The organism is Pseudoalteromonas issachenkonii (assembly GCF_002310795.1).
Classification (GTDB): Bacteria; Pseudomonadota; Gammaproteobacteria; order Enterobacterales; family Alteromonadaceae; genus Pseudoalteromonas; species Pseudoalteromonas tetraodonis.
Genome location: NZ_CP011030.1, coordinates 1,908,186 through 1,931,312, shown reverse-complemented (window position 1 = coordinate 1,931,312; position 23,127 = coordinate 1,908,186). Strand labels below are relative to the sequence as shown.

Here is a 23,127-nt window from a genome sequence, read left to right as displayed (position 1 = left end):
AATACACTGTAAAAAAGGAGATTATGCTTTATTGCGGCGCAAACAAATAACAGCAATAGCAGTAAAGGCTAAAATAAAGCAGTAGTAAGATGAGGTTGAAACATCCCACGGGCTAATTTTAAATGTAGCACCGAGTAATAATGCTTGCGCGCCATAAGGCAAAGACCCTTGGGTTACACAGGCAAAAATATCTAATAAACTGGCAGAGCGTTTACCACTAATTTCGCCATCATCAGCCAGCTTTTTAGCAATAGGGCCTGTCACAATAATAGACACGGTATTATTGGCAATACACATATTACTGGTGACAACTAATGCCGCGATCCCTAACTGATCGGCTACTTTACGGTGCCATTTGGCAATGACTTTAGTAATAGCTTGAATTTTTTGAGCGATATAGTCGAGGCCGCCATTAATACGAATAAACTCAGAGAGGCCACCAATAAACATAGACAGTAAAAATATTTCCTGCATTTCACTAAAGCCTTTGTAAATATCTTTTACGAAGCTTGCACCTTCATAGCTGCCGGTAAAGCCCATTAATGCGGCAAACACAATACCGCTTAACAGCACGACAAACACATTAAAGCCCATTACCGCCAGGACTAAAATAAAGGCATAAGGAAGTACTAATAAAATATCGTAGTCTTTGGTATCAACTACTTGTGCTGCAGGCGTTAAAAATAATAGCAATGCAATAGTGAGTATGGCGGCCGGAACAGCAATTTTAAGGTTTTCTTTAAACTTATCTTTCATTTCACAGCCTTGCGTACGCGTAGCAGCAATCGTGGTGTCAGAAATTATTGATAAGTTATCACCAAACATAGCACCAGATACAATGGTACCGGCCATTAAAGCAGGATCAATTCCTGTTTTAATAGATACTGCATAGGCAATTGGGCCAATAGCACCAATAGTTCCCATTGATGTGCCCATAGCAGTAGAAATAACCGCCGCTATTAAAAACAAACCAGGTAGTAGTAACGAAGGGGGAATAAGTGAAAGTCCGGCATTAACAACCGCATCTACACCGCCGGTAGCACCAGCAACCGCCGAAAAAGCACCCGCTAGTAAGTAAATAAGACACATGGTAATAATATTGTTATTACCTACGCCCTTTATAAAGGTTTCTACGCTTTGGTTGATGCTGGTTTTATTTAAAATAAAGGCTAAAACAATCGCGGGTAAAATAGCGACTGGTGCTGGGAGTTGATAAAACGCGTAATCAACCCCTTGAGATTGTAAATATAAGCCTGAGCCTAAAAAAATAGCAACAAAGGTGAGTAGGGGAAGCAAAGAAAATCTTGCTTTATTTTTATCAAATGATGGCTGCATCATAATCCTCGTTAATTATTCATAGCAATCGAAGTCGATTGATATATTAAACAGCCAAAGCATCCCTCTTTTAGCTGAATTTAGTTGTTTGTTTTACTATCTAACCAGATAAGTAATCCAACAGCGCCCGCAAGCCAAAGACCAAATCGGCGCAAAAAAAGAAGTTTAAATGTATAGATGGCTAAATGCAAAGACTATCTGTTATTATTATGAGGGTCTGTTGATCTTTCAAGGTTAAATTTGCAGCAGTCTGTTTGGTATTTAGGCAAGGCAGAGCCTATGTGGTGTGGTTGTTCCCCATAAATAGGCGATAACGCATCATCAATGCCAAACAGGCGCTGCCCGAAGGGTTCTGCCTAGGGGCGATTTACTCTTTGTTGCTCGGTTTTTACTTAGCCCACTAGGTTACAAACCTCGCGCCACGATTAAACCGCTCCTAGTTTGAACAAATTTTAATCCGCAAAGGTCAACAGACCCTAAAATAATCGAAGCTTTTTTATAAGCTTTCCTGACTATTACATGAGTTTTAGATAAAATCTAGCTAACTAAAAAATACATAGGTTGTAAAAAGATGAATCGAGTAGGTGTGTTTGGTGCGAATGGCCGTATGGGACTGGCACTTGTAGAAGCAGCAACAATCAATAAAAATTCACAATTAGCGGCGGCCTATGTGCGCAGTCAGTCACCGTTATTAGACCTGTCCGTTAATCAGCTTAATAGCGCAGCGGCAAAAGAGATTAAGTTTAGCAGTGAACAGCAGGTTGAAAATGTAGATGTGCTTATAGACTTTACTTTGCCTGAAGGCATGAGAAATCATTTAAAAACAGCCGTTGAGCAAAAAACACCTATGGTAATTGGCACCACCGGCTTAACTCATGACGATATGGCGCTATTAACGGATGCCGCTAAACATATTCCGATTGTATTTGCGCGTAATTATAGCGTGGGCGTAAATTTACTGCTTAACTTAGTGCAAACGGCAGCGACAAAACTAGGCGATGATTTAGATATAGAAATTTTTGAAGCACATCATCGTCATAAAATTGATGCGCCATCGGGCACTGCACTTGCCATTGGCGAGTCGATTGCTCAGGCAAAAGGGTGGGATCATGATGAGGTTGCCGTTTATGATCGCAACAATATAGAGCAGGCCAAATCACAAAATGAAATTGGTTATTCGGTGCTAAGAGGCGGTGATATAGTAGGTGAACACACGGCCTACTTCGCTACAATGGGCGAAAGACTTGAATTAACCCATAAAGCAAGTTCGCGAATGACCTTCGCGCTAGGTGCTATAAGAGCTGCGCAGTGGTTGAAAAATAAACCTGCAGGACTTTATGACATGCAAGATGTGCTAGATTTAAAGTAGTTAAGTTCCTTTTTTAACGCTTTGAGGTGGTTTTTTGCTATAACTACTTATTTATTGCAATTTACTAATTAGCGTTAGACCTAAAAGCCAACTTCATGTAGAATGCAGCCAATTTGCCAAAAATTACTAAATGCGTGTTTCCAATTATACTCATATGGTTAGCAAAACCGGGGTTTGTGTGGGAATGAAAAGAGTTTTAGGCAAGAAAAATGAATGAAGGTTTAGTGGTTTACATCGGCATCATTTAAGACTGCGTAAAACAATTTAAGCTCACAGAAATCAGGTTTTGACCAATTATCTGAGTATTGGCGGGGTGTTAAGCAATTTGCTTACTCCCGTTTTTTACTGTTAGGAGGTTTAACTTGACTAAATCCGCTCTGTTAGTCCTAGAAGACGGCACAGTGTTTCGCGGTACTGCAATCGGCGCTGACGGCATGTCAGTCGGTGAAGTAGTATTCAATACGTCTATGACTGGTTATCAAGAAATTTTGACTGATCCATCGTACGCGGAACAAATCGTAACTTTGACGTACCCACATATCGGTAATACGGGTACCAACAGCGAAGACGAAGAAGCGAGTCACATTTGGGCTAAAGGCCTAGTGATCCGTGATTTGCCACTGCTAGCGAGTAATTTTCGTAACGAGCAATCGTTAGATGATTACTTAAAAGAACGTAATATTTTAGGTATTGCGGACATCGACACCAGAAAACTAACCCGTATTTTGCGTGATAAAGGCGCACAAAATGGCTGTATCGTTGCCGGTGACGAACTAGACGAGAAAAAAGCGCTTGAAGCTGCGCAAGCCTTCCCAGGCTTAAAAGGCATGGATTTAGCAAAAGTTGTCTCAACCAAGGAAAATTTTGAGTGGCGCGAATCAAGCTGGACATTAGGCGAAGGGTTTAAAACCTTACACGCTGATGATGAAAAGTTTCATGTTGTTGCCTACGACTTCGGTGTTAAACGTAATATTTTACGTATGCTTGTAGATCGTGGTTGTAAACTAACGGTTGTACCCGCACAAACCTCTGCCGCTGACGTACTAGCATTAAACCCTGATGGTATTTTCTTATCAAATGGCCCTGGCGATCCTGAGCCATGTACTTATGCCATTGATGCAATTAAAACCTTTTTAGAAACCGATACGCCAATTTTTGGTATTTGTTTAGGGCATCAACTATTAGCGCTTGCCTCAGGTGCTAAAACAGTAAAAATGAAGTTTGGCCACCATGGTGGTAACCACCCAGTTAAAGATCTTGAGCGCGATGTCGTAATGATCACCGCACAAAACCATGGTTTTGCTGCAGATGAAGCCACATTACCAGATAACCTACGTGCAACGCATAAATCGTTATTTGACGGCACATTGCAAGGTATTCACCGTACAGATAAACCAGCATTTAGCTTCCAAGGTCACCCTGAAGCGAGTCCTGGTCCGCACGATGCAGCCCCATTATTTGACCACTTCATCGATTTGATGCAAGCGCGTAACCACTAATTTAACCGGAGTAATAATGCCAAAACGTACCGACATAAAAAGCATTCTTATCTTAGGCGCAGGCCCAATTGTAATTGGTCAAGCTTGTGAATTTGACTACTCTGGTGCTCAAGCGTGTAAAGCACTAAGAGAAGAAGGCTATCGAGTTATACTCGTTAACTCAAACCCAGCAACTATCATGACTGACCCAGAAATGGCCGATGCAACATACATCGAACCAATTCACTGGGAAGTGGTAGAAAAAATCATTGAAAAAGAAAAGCCAGATGCTGTCCTGCCTACAATGGGTGGCCAAACAGCATTAAACTGTGCGCTTGATTTAGACAAGCATGGTGTATTGGCTAAGCATGGCGTTGAGCTTATTGGCGCAACAGCCGATGCAATCGATAAAGCAGAAAACCGTGAGCGCTTTGATGTTGCTATGCGTAACATCGGCCTAGAATGTCCACGTGCTGAAATTGCCCATTCAATGGATGAAGCGCGCGATACCATGACCCGTATCGGCTTACCGTGTATTATTCGTCCTTCTTTCACAATGGGCGGCACCGGCGGCGGTGTGGCTTACAACATGGAAGAGTTTGAAGAAATCTGTGAGCGCGGTTTAGACCTTTCACCAACCAGCGAGTTATTAATAGATGAGTCGTTAATTGGTTGGAAAGAATACGAAATGGAAGTTGTTCGTGACAAAAAAGACAACTGTATTATCGTCTGTTCTATTGAAAACTTTGACCCAATGGGTGTGCACACAGGTGACTCAATCACTGTGGCTCCAGCACAAACATTAACCGACAAAGAATACCAAATCATGCGTAATGCCTCTATGGCCGTATTGCGTGAAATTGGTGTTGAAACCGGCGGTTCAAACGTACAATTTGGTGTAAACCCCGTTGATGGCCGTATGGTTATCATTGAAATGAACCCACGTGTATCACGTTCATCTGCATTGGCCTCTAAAGCAACCGGTTTCCCTATTGCTAAAATCGCCGCTAAGTTAGCGGTAGGCTACACGTTAGATGAGCTTCAAAACGATATCACTGGCGGTAAAACCCCAGCGTCGTTTGAACCTTCAATCGATTACGTTGTAACAAAAATTCCTCGCTTTAACTTTGAAAAATTTGCCGGTGCAAACGACCGTTTAACGACGCAAATGAAATCAGTGGGCGAAGTAATGGCGATTGGTCGTAACCAACAAGAGTCATTACAAAAAGCATTACGTGGTTTAGAAGTAGGCGCAACAGGCTTTAACCCAATTGTGGCACTTGATGACCCTAAAGCAAAAGAAAAAATCATTCGTGAATTACGTGAGCCAGGTGCAGAGCGTATTTGGTACATTGCCGATGCAATGCGCCATGGTATGAGCGTTGAAGATGTATTTGAATTAACTAAGATTGACCCTTGGTACTTAGTACAAATTGAAGATATCTTAAAAGACGAAGCTAAAATTTCAGAAGTCGGTATGGCCGGCTTAAATGCAGACTTCTTGCGTAAACTTAAACGCAAAGGGTTTGCAGATCCGCGTATTGCAGAAATTGCCGGTGTGTCAGAAGCTGAAATCCGTAAAAAGCGTCATCAACTCAATATTGTGCCTGTGTACAAACGCGTTGATACGTGCGCTGCCGAATTTAGCTCAGATACAGCTTACATGTACTCATCTTACGATGAAGAGTGTGAAGCGAACGCATCTGATCGTGATAAAATCATGGTGATTGGTGGTGGTCCTAACCGTATCGGCCAAGGTATTGAATTTGACTACTGTTGTGTTCATGCTGCGCTTGCGCTTCGTGAAGACGGTTACGAAACTATTATGGTTAACTGTAACCCTGAAACGGTATCTACCGATTACGATACGTCAGACCGTTTATACTTCGAACCAATTACCCTTGAAGACGTGCTTGAAATTGTACGTGTTGAAAAGCCAAAAGGCGTTATCGTACAGTACGGTGGTCAAACGCCACTTAAACTTGCGCGTGAGCTTGAAGCGAACGGCGTGCCAGTAATTGGTACTTCGCCAGATGCGATTGACCGTGCAGAAGACCGTGAACGCTTCCAACAACTTGTTGAGCGTTTGGATTTACTGCAGCCAGAAAATGCCACCGTAACCTCAACTGAAGAAGCTATTTTAAAATCAGTTGAAATTGGTTTCCCACTGGTAGTACGTCCTTCGTACGTATTAGGTGGTCGTGCGATGGAAATTGTATACGATGAGCAAGACTTACGTCGTTACATGACCGAGGCCGTATCTGCATCAAACGAAGCACCCGTGTTACTTGACCGTTTCTTAGATAACGCAATCGAAGTTGACGTTGATGCTATCTGTGATGGCGAGCAAGTCATCATCGGCGGCATCATGGAGCATATTGAACAAGCGGGCGTTCACTCTGGTGACTCAGCGTGTTCATTACCAGCTCACTCGCTAACGCAAGAAGTACAAGATGTAATGCGTAAGCAAGTAACTGATATGGCCCTTGAGCTTGGTGTAGTTGGTTTGATGAATACACAGTTTGCGGTTAAAGATGGCAAAGTGTATTTAATCGAAGTAAACCCACGTGCAGCACGTACAGTTCCATTTGTATCTAAAGCAACGGGTGTAGCACTTGCAAAAGTTGCGGCACGTTGTATGGCAGGTCAATCTTTAGCAAGCCAAGGCATTACTAAAGAAGTGATTCCACCGTACTACAGCGTAAAAGAAGTGGTATTGCCATTTGCTAAGTTCCAAGGTGTGGATCCTATCCGTGGCCCAGAAATGCGCTCTACGGGTGAAGTAATGGGTGTTGGTGATACTTTCGCCGAAGCGTTCGCAAAAGCACAATTAGGTGCAAGCAACACTTTACCACGTGGTGGTCGCGCGTTACTATCTGTACGTAATAGCGATAAGCCACGTATTGTAGAACTAGCTAAAACCATGACAGACCTTGGTTTTGAGCTAGATGCAACAGGTGGAACAGCTGCTGCACTTGAAGATGCTGGAATTACGGTTCGCCGTGTAAATAAAGTATATGAAGGTCGTCCGCACATTCTTGATAGAATCAAAAATGGCGAGTATAGCTATATCGTTAATACCACCGAAGGTCGCCAAGCGATTGAAGATTCGAAGGTGTTACGTCGTGGTGCATTGCAGCACAAAACCAATTATACTACGACATTGAATGCGGCATTTGCTAACTGTACTGCTAACCAAGCAGATGACCGCAGTAAAGTGACGTCTGTTCAAGAACTACACCTGCGATTGAACTAAGGAAATGTGCCAAGGCCGTAACCACGGCCTTGGGATTAAGTGAGAAAAGTATGCAATCAATTCCAATGACAGTTCGTGGCGCAAAATTATTGCGCGATGAACTTAACGAATTAAAAACTGTTACCCGTCCAAAAATTGTATCTGATATTGCTGATGCACGTGAACACGGTGACTTAAAAGAAAATGCTGAGTATCACGCTGCGCGTGAGCAACAGGGTTTTTGTGAAGGCCGTATTCAAGAAATTGAAGCAAAACTTTCAAACATGCAGATGATTGACGTAACAAAGATGCCTAATACAGGTAAAGTGATTTTTGGTACTACAGTAACCATCGTTAATGTTGAAACCGACGCTGAAGTTAAATATCAGATTGTTGGCGATGATGAAGCAGATATTAAAAGTAATTTAATCTCTGTCAATTCACCAATTGCTCGCGGCTTAATTGGTAAACAAGCGGATGACGCTGTGATTATCAAAACGCCAAAAGGTGATGTAGAGTACGAAATCATTGAGGTTGAGTATATTTAATTAGTTAACTCACTTTAACGTTTTATAAAAACCAGTGCTTAGCAATAAGCACTGGTTTTTTTATGCTTGGTTTTTATATTTGGTTTAGATACCGGTCAATTATTATTCATTGTTTGTAAATGTAGGCTATGTTGTTATGGTAGTAACCTATTCTTCAATAAGGAAATAATATGGCAAATATACTGTATCCAGCACCTTTAAAAGTGGGATCTAAAATCGCCGTGTGTTCTTTATCAGCGGGGATCAAATCAAAATATCACCCACGGTTAGACATCGTCATTAATGGCTTAAAACATCGAGGTTATGAGGTTGTTGAAGGGGAGTTTTTACGTCAAAACGAGCCGCGAACTCAACTTACTGCTAAGCAGCATGCCAAGCAATTAATGGACTTTTTATTGGATGATAAAATAGATGCGATTATGCCGCCAATGGGCGGAGAGCTGGCAATGGAAATATTGCCGTTACTTGATTTTGGCGCAATTAAAAATGCCAAACCTAAATGGTTGGTGGGTTATTCAGATGTCAGCACGATTGCTTGTGCACTGACAGCAAAATGTAATTGGGCAACACTGCATAGCGCTAATTTAATTCAGTTACACCCCGATGAAAAAGATCCGTATTGTTTACAAATTTTTGAAAGTCTAAGCTATGAGGCTAATAGTGAGTTTGAGCAAGCCCCCTCGACTTACCATCAACATAGCAAGCCTGATTATGCACAAAACCCAAACGTATTATTTGATCACAGCGCGCCAACCCAGTGGCAATGTTTAAATTACACCGATAAACGCAGTATCGAAATGTCAGGGCGATTATTTGGTGGATGTCTTGATACGGTTGGGCTGTTGCTTGATTCGCCTTTTTTAGCACTGCATGAGTTTAAAAAGCATAATGCCTCGCAAGGTATTGTGCTTTATTTAGAAAGCGCAGAGCTCACGCCTGCGACGGTTGCACGGTTTTTATTGTCACTCAAATTAGCCGGTATGTTTGATGATATAAACGGGGTGATTATTGGCCGCCATGTAACCTTACAGGGGCAAGATCCAGGGTTTGATTATCGCCAAGGCTTAAATGCCGCTTTTGGCGGGTGTTTATTTCCGGTGATCATTGATGCCGATATTGGTCACATCCCTCCTAATTTAAATTTAATCAATGGAGCTTTATGCACTGTTACCGCAGATGTTGATCAAGGCAAAGTTATTAGTGCGTCTGTGGTCACAAAACTAGCCTAATAAAGTGAGCTGCTCACTAACAATTTAAAGTGAGCAGCTTTGACTTATAAAACCTGAATTACTTGTTCTTTGCTTAAACGTGATTTTGGCAGCTTAGCATTGTAGTCTTCTTCTGCATCATGGTAACCCAGCGCAAGTGCCACATCACAGATGTAGCCGTCTAATTCGCTTGCAAACTCCTCACCAATCAGCTGTGCATCAACGCCTTCCATCGGCGTGGTATCAATCCCTAAGCGTGCTGCTGCATGCATAGTATTGCCTAAAGCAATGTAGGTTTGTGCTTTGGTCCACGCGGCATTATTACCTTGTTCATCGGTATTTAAATCAACAAACGCAAAGGCGCCAAAAGCTTGCTCGCGGTTTTCTTTTTGAGTTCTGCCATTCTTTATATCGGCATCAATTACGTGTCCGTAATCTTCACGAGTATATTGCGGATTATGAGCGAATAAAATAATGTGTGATGCCGCTTTAATGTGTGGCTGATTAAATTGAAACTTATTAGCAAAGGTACTGTGCATACGCTCTTTTGCGGCATCAGATTCAATCACAATAAATTTCCAAGGCTGTGAATTAATTGACGAAGGAGAAAGACGCATAGCATTATACAATACCGCTAAATCGTCTTGAGAAATGCGCTTTGTCGCGTCGTAACGTTTAGCGGTGTGGCGGCTTTCAAGATCGCGAATAATAGGGTGAGTCATAGTCTCTCCATAATAAAAAAGGGCTGATAAATAGTGTTCATTGAGTGTATGAACAGCATAATACAATTTGCTTTATTTAAAATAAACAGCATAATTATTGAATCATTATCAAATAAAAATAGATAATATGCAGGTTGATGACTTAAAACTGATTTTAAAAGTAGCTGAGTGTCGAAGCATTACGCTAGCAGCAGCCAAGTTAGATATGCGCACAGCAACGGCCAGTGCTGCTATTAAGCGTGTAGAGTTGGCACTTGGCTGTGAATTATTTATTAGAACCACTCGGCATTTGCGTTTATCTAGTGCAGGGGAGCGATACATTCCCCAATGCGAACAAGCTCTGGCCGTGCTTGAAACGGCAAGGCAAAACCTTAAAGGAGAACATGATGCCATTGAAGGGGAGTTACGGGTAGCTACCTCATCTGATTTAGGGCGCAACTTAGTGATCCCTTGGATTGATGAAATCATGGATAAGTACCCAAGTGTGAGCTTGCGTACGCACATTAGCGATAGCAATATCGATTTTTTTCGTGACTCGGTTGATATAGCTCTACGTTATGGCTCACCCAGTGATAGTAGTGTATATGGGTTTAAAATTTGCAACGTACCGCGACTACTCTGTGCTACACCTACCTATTTAGCTAAATATGGTGAGCCAGAGCACCCTGATGATTTAGCGCAGCATCACGGGTTATTTTATCAGCTGCAAGATATTATCAATAATGTATGGGAGTTTACCGATGGCCAAAAAAAATACAAAGTAAAAATGCAGGGCAGACGTGCCTCAAACGATGGCGATTTAGTAAGGCGCTGGTGTGTGGCAGATAAAGGTTTAGCGGTTAAATCGGCGTTAGATATTGCTGATGACTTATTAAATAAACGCGTTGTTACTGTGATGCCTAACTATCAGCACACCCAAGGGGAGCTGTGGCTTATTTGCCCAAGCAGACAATCGATTACTCCCGCTGTACGACTACTACGCGATGTGTGCAGAGAAAAAACCGCTCACTTATTGAATCAGCTAGTAAAAGAGGGAATTGTTGATAAACGTGTATTAATTAACGAGTAACAAATACACGCTTAGTAATGTTAACTTAAGTGGTTATTAAAAAATGCTAATGTACGCTGCCATGCAAGTTCGGCATTTTTTTCATCGTAGCGGCCAGTTGAATCGTTATGAAAACCATGATTCGCGCCTTCGTACATGTGCATAGTGTAATCAACATTGTTAGCTTTTAAGCTTTGCTCATACTCAGGCCATGTAGCGTTAACCCGTTTATCAAGTTCACCTAATTGAATCATTAACGGCGCTTTTATATTTTTGTGTAAGCTTTCACTTGCAGGTGTGCCATAAAAGGGCACGCCCGCAGTCAATAAATTACTGTCTACGGCAGCTAAATAGTTAACAATATAGCCACCAAAACAAAAACCAACGGCACCTAATTTACCATTACTACTTGGATGCGCCTTCAAAAAATGCGCGGCGGCAACAAAATCATTTTGTATTTTAACGCGATCCATCGTGCGCTGCATGGCTCGACCTTCATCGTCGTTGCCTGGGTAGCCACCCAGTGGGTGCAACGCATCAGGGGCAAAGGCAATAAAGCCGGCTTTAGCCAGTCGCCTTGCAACATCTTTTACATACGGATTTAAGCCGCGATTCTCGTGTACTACTAATACAACAGGTAGCTTGCCTTGTGTATTTTTTGGAACCACTAAATAGCCTTTGCCCGAACCATGGCCATCAGGCGAATCAAATTCTTGGTAAGTGGCTTTTATGTCATCGTCGTTAAATGAGACTTGCTCAGCTTGAGCGTAATTAGGTAATAATGCACCTGTAAGCACCGTCATCGAAAAGCCCAATGCGGCTAAGCCACCAAGCTTTTTCATGAACGTGCGTCTATCAATTAAACCATGAGCGTATTCGTCATACCAATCAAATGCTTCTTGAGGAATGTGTTCAGACTGAGGGGAGGTCATAGTTGTGCCTTATTTTATTATGATTATTAAATACCATAACGTAAAAGGTGTAAAAAACGAGCAGTTTTCCTTTAATTATTGTAATTGATATAAAACTACTCGTTAAGTAATAAAAGAATAGCCTCTCTTTGTTGCTTTGATATTAAAGCAACCATTTCAGGATGATTTAAACTTTTTACCTCGTTAATAGTTATATTTTTATTATTGAGAGTGTATAAATCACTATATGGACTTACTTTGTCAGCGTTACTTGCAAAGATGTAAGTTTTTTTAGTGTAACTAGGTGCACTAAGTATATTGAATAGATTAAGCTTGTAAGGCGGAACTCCACTTTCTTCAATTATTTTATTAGCCACTTCGTTCAAATAATCATCCCCTAAAAACGTGCTATAAATAGGGTGGGTTAACCTAGCTATAGTATTTAATGCAGTTTTAAAATTAATCATAGGAGCAATAAGTATGTGTTTATTAATATTCAGCTTGCCTATTATGTGATTGCTCGCAACTGCACCCATTGAATAGCTAACAAGAGATATATTTTCATATTTTTGCGACTTTATATATTCACTCACAATATTTGCATTTACTAAACCAAAGTCAAATGGTTCATTTTGGTTAGGCGAAGGGGCAACAACAACGTCGGCTCCTGTAAAATGAGCAAGCCAGCGTGATTGTATTCCATAGATTGTATAATCAATACCATAACCTGGAAGTAAAATGATTAAATTATTTTTTTTAATAGAGTGTTTATTTGTATGATTTAAGGTTTCCTCAAACGTTTTAATTGTTGTGCCATTTTTTAATTCAAAATTGAGTGTAACCGTTGAAATTTCTTTGCCTTTATAAAGTATTGTTGGTGAGGTGTATAAAAAGTTTACACACTGTTTTTTACTTATACAGTATTGGGTTTTCTGGCCCATTACATTGCTATTCAATACCGATTTATCAAAAATTACTGGTCTAACAGGCTTCGTTATTTGTTTGGCAATAAAGTTCTGGCATCCACTCAAAAGAACTATAAAAGACATGATTAGTGTTATAAAGCGCATCAAAACTCCTTTTTCTACATATACAATTTTTTGTAAAAAGCTAAAACCTTAATTGCTTAATATTTAAGAACCCATAGAGTCTGAGTCAAAGTGAATTTGAATAATGTGAGCTTATATAGCTTTATAAGTTTTATCCATAATCAGTCCCTGATAATCCTTCATCAAACCCGAGTAAAAATTCTAACCCGGCAAATGAAAAAGAAATAGTTATTGCACCCAGCAGCGTAAAAAACGAGCAGTTTATTATGCTCATCATAGGATCTTTTTAATCACGCAATTAAACGTTGAACAACATAGATAAAGCTAACCCAGTAATGAGTAATAAAAATCCGATAATTTGTGTTGCTATATCTCTTTTGCGAACGAGAGTTTCCGCTACAGGGCTAGTTAGTTTACGAGTAAGAAAGTTTGCAGGGATTAAGCGAATGCTTGCAAAGCCCATAAAACAAAAGCCAAAGCCAATGAGGAAGCTCGAATAGGTGGAGTCAATAATGCCACCGATAAACGTGAATAAGGCGATTAAATAAAGTGACATACTTGGCCAATGTATTACTTTTTTATTCATAGTTAGTCCTTGATAATCCTTCATCAAACCCAAGTAAAAATTCTAATCCTACAAATGCAAAAGAAATAGTTATTGCACCCAATAGCATTAAATTGCGGTTGTTCTTTTTGTAACCCAGAGTAGTCAATACGGCAAAGACGATAAATAAGATAAGCTGAAATGTGCCCATGGTTAATCCTTTAAGAGCAAAGTTTAGAGTTAAATTACCAGTAGGGAGACAAACTGGCAAATAGTTGAATGCTATTTTTTAACTATAAATAAAAAGCTCGGCATAATAATACCGAGCTTTTTTGGTTGGGATTTTACTTAATTTAGTGATTCGTCGTTGCTGGTTGGCCATCGACTAGGGCATCTTTACCGCGCCATTTGCGGATCAGGCGTTTTGCATCTTCAAGCGCAACATACTGACACGGTATAAGAATAAGCGTTATTACCGTTGCAAACAGCACACCAAAAGCGAGCGATACCGCCATAGGTATTACAATTTTTGCCTGTAAGCTGGTTTCCATAATAATCGGCATGACCCCAATAAATGTGGTAATTGAAGTCAGTAATATGGCTCTAAAGCGACGCGCACCGGCTTGCATTACCGCTTGTTTTATTGCCACGCCTTCAGCACGCGCTTTGTTTACAAAATCTACCATCACGAGTGAGTCATTAACCACCACACCGGCTACCGCAATAATGCCAAACATCGATAAGCTGCTCATGGTCATACCTAGTACCATGTGGCCAAACATGGCGCCAACCACACCAAATGGAATGACCGACATAATAATTAATGGTTGCGAGTAAGAGCGCAGAGGAATAGCCAATAATGCAAAAATTATGATCATCGATAGCGCAAAGTCACGTAATTGCTCATCAGCGCTATCCATTTCCTCTTGAATACGACCAGCCACATTACTTTGTACCCCTGGGTAGTTTTTAAGTAATGAAGGTAAGTACTCATCACGAATTTGTTGTGCAATGGCAAAGGGTTCTACTTGGTCAGTATTTACCGCAGCCCACACGTTTACTGTACGTTTTGAATTTTCACGGCGAATACGATTAACCCCATCAACTAATGAAATATTAGCAACTTCACTTAATGGTACTTCAGCGCCTGTGGGGGTGATAATACGTACGCTGTCGATATCGCTGATTGAGTTACGCTCATCTTCTGGGTAGCGGATCATCACTTTAATTTCTTCACCTTCGCGAAGAATACGTTGTGCTTCAAGACCGTAATAACTAAAGCTTACTTGTGAGGCCACATCGGCAAGGGTTAGCCCCATGCTGTAAGCAAGTGGTTTTAAATCTAGCTGTACTTCATCGGTAGCGCTTTGCATTGAGTCATTAACATCGCCTACGCCTTCCATACTTTGTAACTTGGTTTTAAGCTTACCAGCGACTTCTTTAAGTACTTGTGCATTTTTACCTTCGAGTTTAAAGCTTACATCGCCATCGTCTCGACCCCCGTTCATAATACTGTCTTGAATGGTTAGGGTTTTAACACCCGGTAAGTTAGGCATTTGTTCGCGCCATAAGGCACTCAGTGCAAAGGTATCAATAGGGCGCAGGTCGGGTTCAACTAAAATAGCCATAATGTTTGCTTGCGTTCGCCCACGTAAGCTAACTGATAAATCGCGGATCATCGGTTTACCGTATTGCTCTTTGAGCTGGTTATCAACGCTCAGTATTAGCTGCTCTACTTTTTTAGCTGTTTCAAGCGTTGCTTGCTCAGAAGACGCTAAGTTCATTTCTATATCAATGCGAGGAAAATCGTGCGGTATTTTAGGATTAGGCACAAATTTAACTAAACCACCGGCAAACATTCCCGCACTGACAATCAGTAAACACATAAAACCGACAATTACGGTGTAGCGATAATGAATGCAGCGACCAACAAACGGGGTGTAGTAGTTATCAACAAAACTTTTTAGGCCGTTATCCATTACTTTACGTGCACGGTGAAGCGGGTTTTTTGGATTTGGTTTACGGTCTTTCATTGCCGCAATATGTGCCGGCAAAATAAGTTTTGATTCAATTAGTGAGAAGATTAAACATAAAATAATCACCCCACCAATGGCTTTAGAAAAAGCCGCACCTGGGCCTGTGGCAAGAGTTTGCGGTAAAAATGCCGCAATAGTGGTAAGTACGCCAAATGTGGCTGGCATTGCAACGCGCTTTACGCCGCGTACTACGTTATCGAGTGTATGGCCGTGTTTTTCTATTTCAGCACTAGCAGATTCGCCCACAACAATGGCGTCATCAACCACTATCCCAAGCACCAGTATAAAGGCAAATAACGAGGCTAAGTTAATGGTGACATCTAAAAAGCCAATTGGCATAAACAAAAAGGCACCTAAAAATGACACAGGTAAACCCATCATTACCCAAAAAGCTAAACGTAATGGTAAAAACAGCGCTAATACCAACATAACTAATAAGCCACCCCAAATCATATTGTCGACCATCATATCGAGACGACCTTCGAGGTAGTAAGTTAAATCAACAATAGGAGAGAGCTTAACACCTGCAGGCAGTTGCGATTCTTTTTCAGCCATATAGGTTTTAAGTACTTTAGCAACATCGGTAATATCTTGATCTTTAGAGGCGTTTACTTCAAACGACAATGAGTTTTTACCATTGTATTTTGAGTATTGCAGGCCTTCTTCAAAGCCATCATTTATAGTGGCAACGTCACCTAAATAAACTTGCGCGCCATCGGCAAGGGTGATCAGTGGTAGTTTTGCAAACTCGCTACCACGGTAGGCTTGTTTCTCAACGCGCATTGAAATATAGCCATTTTCAGAGCGAATTTGCCCAGCTGACATATTGGCAGAAAAGCTTTGCACTGCACTGGCAATATCTCTAAACGTTAATCCATAAGCACGCAGTTTGTCTGGGCTTACTTCAATACCAATTTCGTAATTAAGGCCACCATTAAAGTTAACTAAATTAATATTAGGCAGTGCCTGAAGCTCGTCTTTTATATCGTTTCCGAGCTCTTTAAGTTGGTAGTTACTCATGTCACCGTAAAGGGCAAGTATCATTACTTCTTGTTCGTACTTATCGCGACGAACAATAGGGCGCTCCATACCCGCAGGAAACGTATTAATTGAATCTACTTGTACTTTAATTTCATCGAGTACTTCTTGCGGATCAAACTGCTCTTCTATTTCAATCCATGCTTGTGAAGAGCCTCTATTGGAGTAGGTGATAAGGCGCTTTATTCCCTCTATACCCTCAAGGTTCTCCTCGACTTTTATGGTAATGCCCTCCTCAACCTCTTGCGGGGCTGCGCCAGGGTATACCGCAGAGACACTGATCCAGTTACTTTCAAATTGTGGAAACATTTGTTTGCGAATAGTAAACGCCGTTAAAATGCCACCAATAAGTATAAATATCATCAATAGATTTGCTGCAACAGGGTTGCGCGCAAACCATGCAATTAGGCCTTTTTCACGTGTAGACATAAGTTACTCCTGTTTCAATGCAAGTTGAGTAACGTCTGGGGTTGTTACAACGTCTTCAATTTTTACCGCCATTCCCTCGGTAGGGTATTCAAGGGCAGAAGTAATTAGCTGTTCACCTTCATTAAGCCCTTGGTCTGCGATCACCATGCCGTTTTGTTCACGTATAATATTGAGAGTTTTAAACGACAGGGTTAAATCGTCGTTTAATATCGCAATTTTATTTTCTTTGACTAAATGATGTGGCACAACAATGGCGTTATTAACTGCACGACCTTCTATGCTAGCGTTAACATAGGAGCCAAAACGCAATGGTTGAGTTTTGTTAGCATATGGGGTTGGTAATTGTGCTACTAAATAGCTCATACGGCTTTTTTGATCTATCACCCCTTCACTGCGTACCACTTTAGCCTGCCATGTGGTTTCTTTGCCCGCGAACTGCGCACTAAATAACACTGTTGCACCAATACCGCCATTATTTAAATATTGCAGCTCTTTATCGGCAACCGGTAAACGTACTTCAGCGACCGAAGTGGCGCTGAGTGAGCCAAAGCTATTACCTGGATTTACAACAGAACCCAAACTAATGCTACGCGCGTTTATAATTGCATCGTAGGGGGCTTTAATATAAGTGCGTTCTAAATTACGTTTAGCACGTTTTACACTTGCTTGTGCTGAGCGATAACGCGCCATTTTCTCTGCTAATTGCGGTTTACGTAAATAAAGCGCAGAAGCGGTAATATCGCTTGAGTCTGCTTTAATGCGTTCCCATTCAGCTTTAGCAACATGCGCTTGAGCACGTTCAATCTCAAGCGCTGAACTTGCTTGGGCGAGCCCAGCCTCAGCTTCAATTAAATCAGCTTCGTAATCATTTGGGTCAATTCGTGCTAAAATATCTCCTTGCTTTACGAAGGCACCTTCAACAAATTGCCCTGCAACAGAAATAACTTGGCCACTTACCTGAGCAATCAGCTCAGTGCGGTCTTTAGGTTGCACAATACCGTACGATTTAACATCGAGAGTGATTGCATCAAGGTGAATAGGTTGTGCTGCAACCAATGGGCGAGTATCTTGTTCTGGTTTTTCTTCTGGTGGTTTTTTCATTGCTGAAAAGCCCGCTGCAAGGGCGATGCCACCAACAAGGACCGCGATAGGGAGTATTATTTGTTTTTTAGTCGCCACAGGGCATTCCTTCATAAATTGTGCTGATGAACTAATGATACGCAATAAAGTGTTTACAGTGTGTTTGAAGATGTAACAAGTCATTGCATAATACAGTTACAAATAGAACAAATCGCTCTGTTTGTATGCAAAGCAGCAACAATATAATTGAAATTTATTACTGAGGTTATAATGAAAACACAATCAATGGCGTGCCGTTTAGGCTGTGGAGCATGTTGTATTGCACCAAGTATTAGCTCGCCAATACCGGGTATGCCAAATGGTAAAAAGGCCGGAGAACGTTGTATTCAGCTGGATGAGCGTAATTTATGTAAGCTATTTGGTGATGAGTCGCGCCCTAAAGTGTGTAGTGATTTTAGCGCCACTTTAGATGTTTGTGGGACGACTAATGAACACGCATTGACGTTAATTACAGAATTAGAGCAATTAACCTAATTTATTGTATTAAATACACATATATTTACAATTTATACGCCTGAAAAGTGTAGACACTTACTTTGTGTTTCTAAAAGTAGTACTGAGAGAGTGCAAAGAGACACTGCGCTTTAAGAGTAAGTGACTTAGACACAAAGTCACTTGGTTTAGTGAGTCGTGTTTTTCTCATTTTCTTCTTATTCAATCCTCTTTGTTCATACCGTTTTTAATGATAAATGCACAAAGAGGGCGAAGAAACGCTGCGCTTTTAGAGTAAGTGACTTAGATACAAAATCATTTGGCTTAGTTAGTCGTTTTTTCTCATTTTCTTCTCATTCAATTCTCTTTGTTCATACGGTTTTAATGATAAATGTACAAAGAGGGCGAAGAGGCGCTGGGCTTTTAGAGTACGTAAAGTAGGGCGAGCTGCGGTATGAAATTTTTAAGTCAGCTTGTTGCTAGTCTGTGTATTATTTCAATTTAAAAAACAAGCTCAGCGTGGGATACATCCTCGCCGAGCTAAATTGTTACCAGCTATACGTGGCGCTTAGCGTATATTGCTCACCGCGACCCGGCGTGCCTGGGATTTCTTCAAACGATTCATCCCACAAATTATCCGCTGCTAAAGTAATAAAGAAATTTTGCAGTGTAGCTGGGGTTATTTTTAACGTCAGCTGAGTAAATAGTGCCTCGTCATCTGAACGGCGCAGCGCATTGTTATGCTGTTTACGCCACTCATTATCTACTCGAAACTCTAACATATCCGTCGGGTTCCAAATTGCACCGAGCGTTACACGATGATCAGGAAAATTTAAGGCATAAAAGCTAGCATCAACATTTTCAGCGCCATAGGTTTCTGTTTTATGTAAGTAGGTATAGCTGGCAACAATTTCTGTATTATTAAATTGTTTAGTGGCTAAAAACTCAAGGCCTGTGGTGTCAATATCAACCGGCTGTGCAAATCGCGCTGAGCTTGAATCAAAGCTAAATGTCCAATCGGTTAGGTTGTTATCTTTACGATAAAAAAGTGCGGAATTAAGCTGCCAGCTTTGTTGCTCAAGCAATAAGCCCAGCTCTAAATTTTTAGTGGTTTCGCGCTCAAGATTAGCGTTACTTCTGAACAATCCACCAGTCTCGCTGCCACCAATGGCGGTGTAGCCTGCTACTTGGTTTGCCTCAGCATACGACAAATACAATGTTCGCTCAGTGCCATCGTTATTTTGGGTATTGAAACTAACATCCCCAATTAACGATAGCTCAGAATCATCACGACTGGTGTTATCAAACGCAGCACCTAAGCGGACGGTTAGTTGCTGGTTGCTTGCTAGTGCTGTTGTGTATTCAGGCAATACACTAAGCTTAAAGTAGTTACGTGAAGTAAAGTTATTTTCAAGGGTGGTGGAGTCAATACTGTCTTCTATATATTGCGCCGAGTAATTAACCGCAACTGACTTTGTTTGCGCATGACGACCTGAAATAGCCAATGATTTTACTTGTGTTTCATGAAATGCTTGGAACGCGCTTGGGTTCTCTCTTGAATAAATATAATGGTCGTTATGCTTGCGGTAATAAGCCGATACTTCAAATTCACTGTTGGTAGCATAGGCTTGCTTATGGTTGAGCATCCATAATTGGGTTTCTAAGTCTTCGGTTTCATTTACACCAAAGGGGGTATAAAGGTTTGGCCAACCAAAAAACTTTTCTTGTAAGCCGTAAAATAAATCAGTTTGTGAATCGCTCCCGGTTAACTGCACTCTACCTGAGGTACGAGTAAAGTCATGATCGCCAAAATCAATCGAACCATCGCTTTGTGAGTGCGAATATTCACCTTCAAAACCAATACGCCAATTAGCGTTTGCTTCAAGTGGAGAACTCACACCTGCATGAATTGTTTGTAAGTTAAAGTCATTTGAGCCTGCGCCCAAAGAGACACTGCCACCGGTTGTTATTGGTTTCCAAGCAAACGACACAGTACCCACAGAGCTATTCATGCCATAAAGTGCGTTATCGGCTCCGGTTAATACGCTAGCACCTGTTAGCATTTGTGGTGCAATAGGAATTTCTGCAAAGTAGTGACCAGACTGCGGGTCGAGTAGAGTTGCACTGCCGACTCTAAAGCCGGTATTTTCAAAAATACCCCCGCGTATCGTTACATCAGCTTGTGCTTCAGCCATATTGCGTGATTGCAAGTCAACACGCGGGTCGTACTCTAAATTTGAAATAGGTGAATCAAATGTACCAACGGGTAAGGTATTGGCAGTGGGAGACGCTTCAATTGTTATTTGTTCTATGGTTGCTGTTTCTTTACTCTGCTCTGCATAAGCAACAGTCGAAATACTGGCTAGTAAAGCCGGTATAATAAGGTGCGGGGCACGATTCATGTCATTATTCTCATTTTATGCAATGGCGCTAACAATTAAATACCTATCACTTTTTATCACATGATAAGGTAAGCTCACTAAGCTAGGGTGATTTTGGGCGCTATTGTACATTAATGATAAAAAACTGCATTTGATAATCAAACCTAGCGTTACAAAATAGTAACTCTGCATCCTATAAATTATTTACATTGGTCACTTTATTATGCAAACACAACAATCGAGTCATTCATTAAATCAGCACACACTTTATTTTGCTGGTGGTTGCTTATGGGGCGTGCAAGAATTTATGAAGTATTTACCTGGAGTAGTGACTACTGAGGCGGGGCGTGCCAATGGCACTAGTAACACAACACAAGGTGAATACGATGGCTATGCTGAATGCGTGAAAGTAACCTTTGATAGCCAAGAAGTGACCTTAAATGAATTAATCGGCTATTTTTTTGAGATTATTGACCCATACAGTATCAATAAACAAGGTGACGATGTAGGTGAAAAATACCGCACCGCCATTTTTAGCCAAGACAGTAATCATTTAAACATCGCCAGAGACTATATTAGCCAGCGTGATGATGCTGAAAAAATAGCGGTACAAGTAGCGCCATTGACTAATTATGTCCCTAGCGATCCCGAGCATCAAGACCGTTTAACCAATCACCCTGATGATTATTGCCATATCCCACTTGATTTATTACACAAGTATAAATAACAACTTCATTGATGCGTATTTAAATAAAAAAGGCTGGTAACTAATAAAGCTAAAATTAGCTGTTACCTCGTTTATGCTTTTTTTTAGATTTATTAGGCTTTTTCTTTTTTCGTGGGAACATATCTCTAAAAAGATAGGGCACAGCTAAAAAGTAGATCCCAGTTCCTAAATAAAGAAAAAGGTAAAATAGATAAGTAAACGGCGACGCTGAAAAGAAATAAACGTCAGATTCGACCCGGTAATCTGTTGGGGTCAGAATATAGCCATCATGTATAAACTTTATCGCAAATAAAATAGATAAAAGGCCTAAAGCCCAAAAGACTAAAGAGAATGCGATTTGATTCAATAGCATTCTCGTATTACTTATATCTACATATTTTACTTTTGGTTTCTTTTTATTTTTTGATTGCTTCATTTTGGCCAAAAAAAGTAATAATGATTGCCATTAGTATGCCTACTAAGCCAATGCTTGAAAAAACCAGACTGTATTCACTCTTAATATTGAAGATATTTAATAGGCTGGTTATTAACAATAAAAAAATACCAATAATTTTTATAATCGTTAGTGTTTTATTCAAACAAAACCATGTTTGACAAGAAGGGCATTGTTTTTCAATAAAAATACTATTTTTGTTAATATTTTTTATATCTTTAGCTGCAAAATCACTTTTACAATTTGGGCATGTTTCTTTCATTTTAATCCTTTAATTTACCTCACAACTTTAAACACTAGGTTTACTAAACATCTTATTGATTAAGCTTTATCCCTGTAACATGGTTACTATAGCATTGAGCTATCACCTTGTTAATGCGCAACTTATTACATTATAGGTAAACAGTTTTTAAGCTATAAAAAAGCCCGCGAACATGCGGGCTTTTAAATATTAATTAAAATTTATTGCTGCGCTTTAGGCGGGAAGTTGCTTAAAATATTGGCAACCGTTTCTTTAATAGCGGCTTCACGTTGTGATGGTGTTTGTTTTTTCTTTAAACGCCCATCTTTAGCACCACGCCAAATTAATTGGTTTGACTCACGATCAATAATATCGATAACTAACGTGCCTACTTCATACTCACGTGCGCTTACATCGTGGTTAAAGCCTGTGCCCCAGTAACCCCAACGTGCACCGTAGCCTACGTTAAAGGTATCTACTTCTAGCTCTTTATCAACACTTGCATGGTAATTAACAAGTACATCAGCTTGCGCTACGTCAACCAATTGCATACCTAACTGTTGGCTTAGTTGGTTGTTTACCGCATTGCGAACGCGTTTTTCCATAAGGCCACTGATTTGGTAGTTATTCGTGTCTTTGGTTAGGCTCGCGTTTTCTACCCAAGCAAACGTTTTGTAGTTACTAAAGTTTGCTGATTTATCGTAATCCCAATCGGGCGTTTGTGTACAGGCGGTAAGTAGCGCCAGTGCTGCGACAATAAATATATGTTTCATACCGTTTGCTCCAATAAAGTGCGTTTGTTTAAACTACCATGGGCGAGGGT

19 protein-coding genes are annotated in these 23,127 nt (G+C 40.7%); 8 read left to right on the top strand and 11 right to left on the bottom strand.

The annotated features are described in order from the left end of the window. Positions 1-21: 21 nt before the first annotated feature. On the bottom strand, positions 22-1,335 hold the full coding sequence (locus tag PISS_RS08885) for a Na+/H+ antiporter NhaC family protein (protein WP_013465160.1): 1,314 nt from the start codon (positions 1,333-1,335) through the stop codon (positions 22-24). A 571-nt stretch (positions 1,336-1,906) separates the two neighbouring features. Here PISS_RS08885 and dapB point away from each other — a divergent pair. From dapB to PISS_RS08860, 5 genes are all read left to right on the top strand, one after another. After that, on the top strand, positions 1,907-2,704 hold the full coding sequence (dapB, locus tag PISS_RS08880; RefSeq protein ID WP_058154818.1) for a 4-hydroxy-tetrahydrodipicolinate reductase: 798 nt from the start codon (positions 1,907-1,909) through the stop codon (positions 2,702-2,704). A gap of 362 nt (positions 2,705-3,066) precedes the next feature. Beyond that, complete coding sequence (gene carA / locus PISS_RS08875) at positions 3,067-4,203, top strand: glutamine-hydrolyzing carbamoyl-phosphate synthase small subunit (protein WP_016900401.1); 1,137 nt, start codon at positions 3,067-3,069, stop codon at positions 4,201-4,203. Between the two features lie 16 nt (positions 4,204-4,219). Further along, positions 4,220-7,438: a carbamoyl-phosphate synthase large subunit gene (carB, locus tag PISS_RS08870; RefSeq protein ID WP_016900400.1), complete on the top strand. Its 3,219-nt coding sequence runs from the start codon at positions 4,220-4,222 to the stop codon at positions 7,436-7,438. Positions 7,439-7,488: 50 nt separating this feature from the next. Then, a complete protein-coding gene (gene greA, locus PISS_RS08865; protein ID WP_010388635.1) occupies positions 7,489-7,965 on the top strand; it encodes a transcription elongation factor GreA in 477 nt (158 codons plus the stop codon). A 170-nt stretch (positions 7,966-8,135) separates the two neighbouring features. Beyond that, entirely contained in the window at positions 8,136-9,194 is a 1,059-nt protein-coding gene (locus PISS_RS08860) for a S66 family peptidase (protein WP_013465157.1), read from the top strand. Between the two features lie 44 nt (positions 9,195-9,238). Here PISS_RS08860 and PISS_RS08855 read toward each other — a convergent pair whose 3' ends face one another. After that, on the bottom strand, positions 9,239-9,895 hold the full coding sequence (locus PISS_RS08855) for a nitroreductase family protein (RefSeq protein ID WP_058154816.1): 657 nt from the start codon (positions 9,893-9,895) through the stop codon (positions 9,239-9,241). A gap of 127 nt (positions 9,896-10,022) precedes the next feature. On the opposite strand from PISS_RS08855, the gene PISS_RS08850 reads away from it, so the two are divergent. Then, positions 10,023-10,964 carry a LysR family transcriptional regulator gene (locus tag PISS_RS08850; RefSeq protein WP_058155500.1) on the top strand — a complete coding sequence of 314 codons (942 nt, stop codon included), beginning with the start codon at positions 10,023-10,025 and terminating at the stop codon, positions 10,962-10,964. Positions 10,965-10,984: 20 nt separating this feature from the next. Here the strand turns inward: PISS_RS08850 and PISS_RS08845 are convergent, their stop codons facing one another. The 6 genes from PISS_RS08845 to PISS_RS08825 all read right to left on the bottom strand — a co-directional run bounded on the left by PISS_RS08845 (position 10,985) and on the right by PISS_RS08825 (position 18,129). Next, positions 10,985-11,875, bottom strand: coding sequence for a dienelactone hydrolase family protein (locus tag PISS_RS08845; protein ID WP_058154814.1), 891 nt, complete (start codon positions 11,873-11,875; stop codon positions 10,985-10,987). Between the two features lie 95 nt (positions 11,876-11,970). After that, positions 11,971-12,924 (bottom strand): hypothetical protein, encoded by a 954-nt coding sequence (locus tag PISS_RS08840; RefSeq protein WP_058154812.1) that lies wholly within the window; start codon positions 12,922-12,924, stop codon positions 11,971-11,973. Positions 12,925-13,201: 277 nt separating this feature from the next. Further along, the gene (locus tag PISS_RS08835) at positions 13,202-13,489 is read right to left on the bottom strand and encodes a hypothetical protein (protein ID WP_028835090.1); all 288 of its coding nucleotides are present in this window, start codon (positions 13,487-13,489) and stop codon (positions 13,202-13,204) included. Further along, positions 13,482-13,658: a hypothetical protein gene (locus tag PISS_RS18915; RefSeq protein WP_013465151.1), complete on the bottom strand. Its 177-nt coding sequence runs from the start codon at positions 13,656-13,658 to the stop codon at positions 13,482-13,484. The genes PISS_RS08835 and PISS_RS18915 overlap by 8 nt, the downstream gene beginning before the upstream one ends. Before the next feature lie 142 nt (positions 13,659-13,800). Continuing rightward, positions 13,801-16,950 carry an efflux RND transporter permease subunit gene (locus PISS_RS08830; RefSeq protein WP_028835091.1) on the bottom strand — a complete coding sequence of 1,050 codons (3,150 nt, stop codon included), beginning with the start codon at positions 16,948-16,950 and terminating at the stop codon, positions 13,801-13,803. A 3-nt stretch (positions 16,951-16,953) separates the two neighbouring features. Further along, positions 16,954-18,129, bottom strand: a complete 1,176-nt coding sequence (locus tag PISS_RS08825; RefSeq protein ID WP_024602956.1) for an efflux RND transporter periplasmic adaptor subunit — start codon at positions 18,127-18,129, stop codon at positions 16,954-16,956. A 171-nt stretch (positions 18,130-18,300) separates the two neighbouring features. Here PISS_RS08825 and PISS_RS08820 point away from each other — a divergent pair, with 171 nt between their 5' ends. Further along, the gene (locus PISS_RS08820; protein WP_008109286.1) at positions 18,301-18,564 is read left to right on the top strand and encodes a YkgJ family cysteine cluster protein; all 264 of its coding nucleotides are present in this window, start codon (positions 18,301-18,303) and stop codon (positions 18,562-18,564) included. Positions 18,565-19,070: 506 nt separating this feature from the next. On the opposite strand, the gene PISS_RS08815 is transcribed toward PISS_RS08820, so the two are convergent. Beyond that, a complete protein-coding gene (locus PISS_RS08815) occupies positions 19,071-20,924 on the bottom strand; it encodes a TonB-dependent receptor plug domain-containing protein (RefSeq protein WP_058154810.1) in 1,854 nt (617 codons plus the stop codon). Between the two features lie 202 nt (positions 20,925-21,126). On the opposite strand from PISS_RS08815, the gene PISS_RS08810 reads away from it, so the two are divergent. Next, positions 21,127-21,630: a peptide-methionine (S)-S-oxide reductase gene (locus PISS_RS08810; protein WP_058154808.1), complete on the top strand. Its 504-nt coding sequence runs from the start codon at positions 21,127-21,129 to the stop codon at positions 21,628-21,630. A 395-nt stretch (positions 21,631-22,025) separates the two neighbouring features. Here the strand turns inward: PISS_RS08810 and PISS_RS08800 are convergent, their stop codons facing one another. Both PISS_RS08800 and PISS_RS08795 read right to left on the bottom strand, forming a co-directional pair. Further along, entirely contained in the window at positions 22,026-22,325 is a 300-nt protein-coding gene (locus PISS_RS08800; RefSeq protein WP_058154806.1) for a hypothetical protein, read from the bottom strand. Between the two features lie 200 nt (positions 22,326-22,525). Beyond that, a complete protein-coding gene (locus PISS_RS08795) occupies positions 22,526-23,077 on the bottom strand; it encodes a DUF4136 domain-containing protein (RefSeq protein ID WP_013465143.1) in 552 nt (183 codons plus the stop codon). Positions 23,078-23,127 lie beyond the last annotated feature (50 nt).

What these genes read in the sequence shown, in the direction of transcription:
- PISS_RS08885 (WP_013465160.1), bottom strand. Translation starts at nt 1,335, where the DNA reads ATGCAGCCATCATTTGATAAAAATAAAGCAAGATTTTCTTTGCTTCCC.
- dapB (WP_058154818.1), top strand. Translation starts at nt 1,907, where the DNA reads ATGAATCGAGTAGGTGTGTTTGGTGCGAATGGCCGTATGGGACTGGCA.
- carB (WP_016900400.1), top strand. Translation starts at nt 4,220, where the DNA reads ATGCCAAAACGTACCGACATAAAAAGCATTCTTATCTTAGGCGCAGGC.
- greA (WP_010388635.1), top strand. Translation starts at nt 7,489, where the DNA reads ATGCAATCAATTCCAATGACAGTTCGTGGCGCAAAATTATTGCGCGAT.
- PISS_RS08860 (WP_013465157.1), top strand. Translation starts at nt 8,136, where the DNA reads ATGGCAAATATACTGTATCCAGCACCTTTAAAAGTGGGATCTAAAATC.
- PISS_RS08855 (WP_058154816.1), bottom strand. Translation starts at nt 9,895, where the DNA reads ATGACTCACCCTATTATTCGCGATCTTGAAAGCCGCCACACCGCTAAA.
- PISS_RS08850 (WP_058155500.1), top strand. Translation starts at nt 10,023, where the DNA reads ATGCAGGTTGATGACTTAAAACTGATTTTAAAAGTAGCTGAGTGTCGA.
- PISS_RS08845 (WP_058154814.1), bottom strand. Translation starts at nt 11,875, where the DNA reads ATGACCTCCCCTCAGTCTGAACACATTCCTCAAGAAGCATTTGATTGG.
- PISS_RS08840 (WP_058154812.1), bottom strand. Translation starts at nt 12,924, where the DNA reads ATGCGCTTTATAACACTAATCATGTCTTTTATAGTTCTTTTGAGTGGA.
- PISS_RS08835 (WP_028835090.1), bottom strand. Translation starts at nt 13,489, where the DNA reads ATGAATAAAAAAGTAATACATTGGCCAAGTATGTCACTTTATTTAATC.
- PISS_RS18915 (WP_013465151.1), bottom strand. Translation starts at nt 13,658, where the DNA reads ATGGGCACATTTCAGCTTATCTTATTTATCGTCTTTGCCGTATTGACT.
- PISS_RS08830 (WP_028835091.1), bottom strand. Translation starts at nt 16,950, where the DNA reads ATGTCTACACGTGAAAAAGGCCTAATTGCATGGTTTGCGCGCAACCCT.
- PISS_RS08820 (WP_008109286.1), top strand. Translation starts at nt 18,301, where the DNA reads ATGAAAACACAATCAATGGCGTGCCGTTTAGGCTGTGGAGCATGTTGT.
- PISS_RS08815 (WP_058154810.1), bottom strand. Translation starts at nt 20,924, where the DNA reads ATGAATCGTGCCCCGCACCTTATTATACCGGCTTTACTAGCCAGTATT.
- PISS_RS08810 (WP_058154808.1), top strand. Translation starts at nt 21,127, where the DNA reads ATGCAAACACAACAATCGAGTCATTCATTAAATCAGCACACACTTTAT.
- PISS_RS08800 (WP_058154806.1), bottom strand. Translation starts at nt 22,325, where the DNA reads ATGAAAGAAACATGCCCAAATTGTAAAAGTGATTTTGCAGCTAAAGAT.
- PISS_RS08795 (WP_013465143.1), bottom strand. Translation starts at nt 23,077, where the DNA reads ATGAAACATATATTTATTGTCGCAGCACTGGCGCTACTTACCGCCTGT.